Here is a 4,695-nt window from a genome sequence, read left to right on the forward strand (position 1 = left end):
TTATTAATTACTCATTATATGATAAATATCATAATAATATCAATACCAAAAAGCCTAATTGTTTATTAATTCAATAATATTAACAGAAATTAACGTGATTTTTTCAATTATTATTAATAAATTTGTAAAATGAAATAGTGTAAGAAAATTACATGTAAAGTGTTACGCATTTCTCTAAAAAACTTAACGATTTTTAAATTAATTATGTTTAAAATTATAGAAAAAAAATTTCTTTCAGAAAATGTGGCAAAACTGGTTATAGAAGCCCCTTATATTGCCAAAAGTCGTAGAGCAGGTCATTTTATCATCCTAAGAATCGATAAAAATGGCGAAAGAATCCCCTTAACAATTTCTGATGCCGATGTAGAAAAAGGCACAATTACCATAATTGTTCAAAGAGTTGGTGTTTCATCTCATAAACTTTGTGACATGAATGTTGGTGATTTTATATTAGATGTGGTAGGACCTCTTGGACAAGCCACTCATATTTCTAATGTAGGAACCGTATTGTGTGCTGGAGGCGGTGTTGGCGTCGCACCTCTTTTTCCAATTGTACAGGCGATGAAATTGGCAGGCAACAGAGTGATAACTGTTATTGCTGCAAGAAATAAAGACCTTGTTATTCTTGAAAATGAAATGAGAGAATACTCGGATGAACTTATTATCATGACCGATGATGGTTCAAAAGGTACGAAAGGTTTGGTCACTCAGGGAATGGAAGAAGTCATTCTAAGAGAAAAAGTCAATCAGGCAATTGTTATTGGTCCGGCCGTTATGATGAAATTCGCTGCTTTAACAACAAAAAAATACAATATTCATACACTTGCAAGTTTAAACACCATTATGGTTGACGGTACTGGAATGTGCGGTGCCTGTAGGGTTTCTGTGGGTGGAAAAACGGAGTTTGTATGTATTCACGGACCTGAGTTTGATGCTCATGAAGTTAATTTTGATGAAATGCTAAGTAGGTTAGGTGCTTATAAAGATAAAGAATCAGAAAACTATGATGAGTACATAAAATCATTAGAAGTAGCGTCAGTTTAAAATATCAGTCAAAATTTTTACCCCTATTTAAATAATTCGTAAAATGGAATCAGAATTAAACGAAGAATATTACAAAAGCGAACGCAAGACCGAATGGCGCGATAAGTTACGTAAAGAAATAAAAGCCAAAGAGCGAACAGGTATTGACAGAGTTCTAATGCCCGAATCGGAACCTACGGTTAGAAATAAAAGCAATATTGAAGTAAATAAAGGCATAACGCTAGAAATGGCGGTAAACGAGGCTCACCGTTGCCTTGATTGTGTTGTTCCAACTTGTATTGTTGGATGCCCTGTTGGTACCAACATCCCAAAATTTATTAAGTATCTTGAAGCGGGTGACGTTCTTGGAGCTGCAGAAGTTCTTAAAGAAAATAACTCTTTACCAGCAATTTGCGGTAGAGTTTGCCCTCAGGAAATACAATGTGAAGCCCAATGTTTTTATGTTAAAAAACTAAGTAAAGAAGGTGCCGCAATTGGCTATCTTGAAAGATTTGTTGCAGATTATGCCCGTGAACATGGAGACCAAACCATTCCGGCTTTGGCTGAGCCAAACGGAATAAAAATGGCTGTAATAGGATCAGGACCGGCAGGATTAACTGTTGCCGGCGAATTGGCAAAGTTTGGATATGATGTAACCGTTTTTGAAGCCTTACACGATCTTGGAGGTGTTTTAAAATATGGAATTCCTGAATTTAGACTTCCAAAATCAATTGTTGACTATGAAATTAACACCATCAAAAATATGGGGGTTAAATTTGTGACCAATTTTATTGTGGGAAAAACAGCATCAATTAATGATTTGAAAGAAGAAGGATATGTTGCCTTTTTTATTGCAAGTGGTGCAGGATTGCCAAATTTCATGAATATCCCCGGTGAAAACTTTAGTGGAATTCAAAGTGCCAATGAGTTTTTGACCCGTGTAAATTTAATGGGCGGAGCCGATGTAAATTTTGATACCCCTGTTCATTCCGGAAAAAATGTGGTGATTGTAGGTGGCGGAAATACCGCAATGGACTCCGTAAGAACCGCAAAACGTATGGGTGCCGAAAGAGCTATTATTGTTTACAGACGTTCTATGGAAGAAATGCCCGCAAGAGCAGAAGAAATAAAACATGCCATTGAAGAAGGAATAGAATTTATTAACCTTACCTCTCCAATTGAATATTTTGCTGATGAAAAAGGTAAAGTCAATAAAATGAGGGTGCAAAAAATGGAATTGGGTGAGCCTGATGCTTCCGGCAGAAGACGCCCGGCGCCTATTGAAGGTTCTGAATATGATATTGATGTTGACAGCGTTGTAATCGCTGTTGGTGTTTCTCCAAACCCAATTGTGCAACAAAGCATGCCCGACCTTGAAACAACGAAATGGAACACCATTAAGGTTGATGAAAATATGATGACTTCAATTCCAGGTCTTTTTGCCGGAGGCGATATCGTAAGAGGTGGCGCTACCGTTATTCTTGCAATGGGCGATGGAAGAAAAGCCGGTCAGGGAATGCACGATTATGCGCAGGCAGAAGTTTTGGCAACAATTTAAGTGTAATTTTCAAACCCCTGTTTTTCTAAATAGGCCTTGTGCCTTTATAAAACAAACCCTGTTAATAATTAACAGGGTTTTGTTTTTAGCAGGTTATTCTGACTTTTGGAATACTATTAAAATATAAAAGGAATCAGTCTCTTAGTTCGTTTAGAGTATGACTCATACTCTTCGTATGTTTCATTTAAAGATTTTTCTTCAAGCAACAATCTCACAAATAGCCCGGCAATAATTAAAAACACTCCTACAACTGTCTCTTTAAATGGGAATGCTATTAATGAGGCAGAAAATAAAAAAATAACTGCAGCATATATTGGATGCCTAAAATATTTATAAGGTCCATTTGTAACAAGTTTTCCTTTTGTGGTATTTGCTGTTGCATGAAAACTTCTGGCACCAAATATTATTCGTGCCCAAATCATGAGTCCAAAGGAAGATATTTGAATAATAATTACAACAGGATTATCAGAAATAATGTGTTGATGGTGAACTAGAAATAACAATCCAATTATGGCAACTCCAAAGGCGATTAATGAACTAAGTTTTAAAATCATATTGTTATATTTTTCTGTTTTCGACAATTAATTACAACGGTTTAGGGTTATGTTTTGTGCGACATAAAATCGATGATTTCTCCAGTGAAGCAAATCGCTTGTTGAATGTTTGTCGGTTTGTACTAGTTCAAATTTGAGCATAAATAATATGCAGTGTTGCCAGTAGTTTTTATTTTATTAACTCCCAGCAAATGGAGTTCCAAAAACTCCGACTGCAAGTTCTATCCAAACAAGAAAGAAAACAAACAAAATAAGACCACAGATAATAATTCTGTTTTTGATAGTTTTTACTTTTCTCATTATAATTTCACATAGCAAGCCTGTTCCAGTCAATAAAATTCCCATTATTACAAAGTCTGAACTCGTCCAGTTCACTTCATTAGTGAATTGCATAGCTACAAATGGAATTAACAATAGAAAAGCTATTCCTGTTAGGATGATGATTAACCTTTTGTTTTTCATTTCTAAAGTTTAAATGTTTGATTTAAGTATTTTATTAAATGTAACTTTTATGTTTCGTTTTATTTAAGGAGTTGTTATCTCTAATTACGTACAACGGTTTTTTATAAGATTTGTGCGACTGGAAAATCGGAGATTTTTCGGACGTAGTAAGTCGTTAGTTGAATGTTTGTCGGTTCGTTATTTAGTTTAAATGTAAGCATAAATTTTATGAGGTGTTGTACCATGTAATTTGATCCTATTATCAATCAATTATAGTTAACCCATAAATTGTCAACTGATTTAAATTTATAAAATTCATTTATAGATTTTGTTTTTTTAGTTGCATAATCATAACGTGAATCTAAAGTAAAAGTAGAGTCATTAAGTATTATTCCTTTTTTTTCATATATATAAAGAGTTCTATATCTATATGAATAATGTTGAATTATAATTGTATCTCCTTTTGTTATGAATCGGTCTGCTTTATATAATTTGTTTTCAGAATATCTTCTTGGTTTGTTTTTCAATAATGAACACTCGAATATTGCCATTGCATTTTGTACTGAATTTTCATATGAGAGGTCACAATCTTTCATGAATTGCGAATTGTCGTAAAAAAGATTAGATTTAATACCGTGAGATGAATCACGTTCACCATTACGAAACACCTCATTATCCGGAGAAAGGAGTATTGGTTGAATATGTTTAATAGTATGTTTTTTCGAATAATCAATGCTGTCATAACCATATTTATCTTTATGGTGTAAATAAATTTCTTTATCAAATTCATTATAGAAATAACCTTGAGTTTTTAACTTTTTATTATCGAAATCTGAATCTGTCAAATTCATAATATATTCCGTATAACGCATTGAACAAGAATTAAAAAGAAATATTAGGGATATAGCAATTATTTTATTTTTCATTTCCTTATATGGAACAACGTGTTATATCAGTACAAAACGTACTGTTTATCACTTTTTTTCGGGATAACCGCATGTTTTGGTTATTTTATACGTTAATGATTTCTCCAGTTTTTAAACACAATCTAATGTTCTTACTCACATTATTACACCATAAATACTGCACGTTCCAAATTGGTTCATGGCATGATAAAAA

General features: G+C 33.4%; 5 protein-coding genes. 2 read left to right on the forward strand and 3 right to left on the reverse strand.

The features are described from left to right. The first annotated feature begins 204 nt into the window (after nucleotides 1-204). Nucleotides 205-1,044 (forward strand): sulfide/dihydroorotate dehydrogenase-like FAD/NAD-binding protein, encoded by an 840-nt coding sequence (locus ABY285_RS12270; protein ID WP_372770476.1) that lies wholly within the window; start codon nucleotides 205-207, stop codon nucleotides 1,042-1,044. A gap of 43 nt (nucleotides 1,045-1,087) precedes the next feature. After that, a complete protein-coding gene (gene gltA / locus ABY285_RS12275) occupies nucleotides 1,088-2,581 on the forward strand; it encodes an NADPH-dependent glutamate synthase (protein WP_372770478.1) in 1,494 nt (497 codons plus the stop codon). 116 nt (nucleotides 2,582-2,697) lie between these two features. Here the strand turns inward: gltA and ABY285_RS12280 are convergent, their stop codons facing one another. The 3 genes from ABY285_RS12280 to ABY285_RS12290 all read right to left on the reverse strand — a co-directional run bounded on the left by ABY285_RS12280 (nucleotide 2,698) and on the right by ABY285_RS12290 (nucleotide 4,448). Continuing rightward, complete coding sequence (locus tag ABY285_RS12280) at nucleotides 2,698-3,135, reverse strand: isoprenylcysteine carboxylmethyltransferase family protein (protein WP_372770480.1); 438 nt, start codon at nucleotides 3,133-3,135, stop codon at nucleotides 2,698-2,700. 177 nt (nucleotides 3,136-3,312) lie between these two features. Then, nucleotides 3,313-3,597: a hypothetical protein gene (locus tag ABY285_RS12285; RefSeq protein ID WP_372770482.1), complete on the reverse strand. Its 285-nt coding sequence runs from the start codon at nucleotides 3,595-3,597 to the stop codon at nucleotides 3,313-3,315. Between the two features lie 245 nt (nucleotides 3,598-3,842). Continuing rightward, the gene (locus ABY285_RS12290) at nucleotides 3,843-4,448 is read right to left on the reverse strand and encodes a hypothetical protein (protein ID WP_372770484.1); all 606 of its coding nucleotides are present in this window, start codon (nucleotides 4,446-4,448) and stop codon (nucleotides 3,843-3,845) included. Nucleotides 4,449-4,695: the final 247 nt, after the last annotated feature.

Origin of the sequence: Lutibacter sp. (assembly GCF_041555395.1) — a bacterium.
Taxonomy (GTDB): Bacteria; Bacteroidota; Bacteroidia; order Flavobacteriales; family Flavobacteriaceae; genus Lutibacter.

What these genes read in the sequence shown, in the direction of transcription:
- ABY285_RS12270 (WP_372770476.1), top strand. Translation starts at nt 205, where the DNA reads ATGTTTAAAATTATAGAAAAAAAATTTCTTTCAGAAAATGTGGCAAAA.
- gltA (WP_372770478.1), top strand. Translation starts at nt 1,088, where the DNA reads ATGGAATCAGAATTAAACGAAGAATATTACAAAAGCGAACGCAAGACC.
- ABY285_RS12280 (WP_372770480.1), bottom strand. Translation starts at nt 3,135, where the DNA reads ATGATTTTAAAACTTAGTTCATTAATCGCCTTTGGAGTTGCCATAATT.
- ABY285_RS12285 (WP_372770482.1), bottom strand. Translation starts at nt 3,597, where the DNA reads ATGAAAAACAAAAGGTTAATCATCATCCTAACAGGAATAGCTTTTCTA.
- ABY285_RS12290 (WP_372770484.1), bottom strand. Translation starts at nt 4,448, where the DNA reads ATGCGTTATACGGAATATATTATGAATTTGACAGATTCAGATTTCGAT.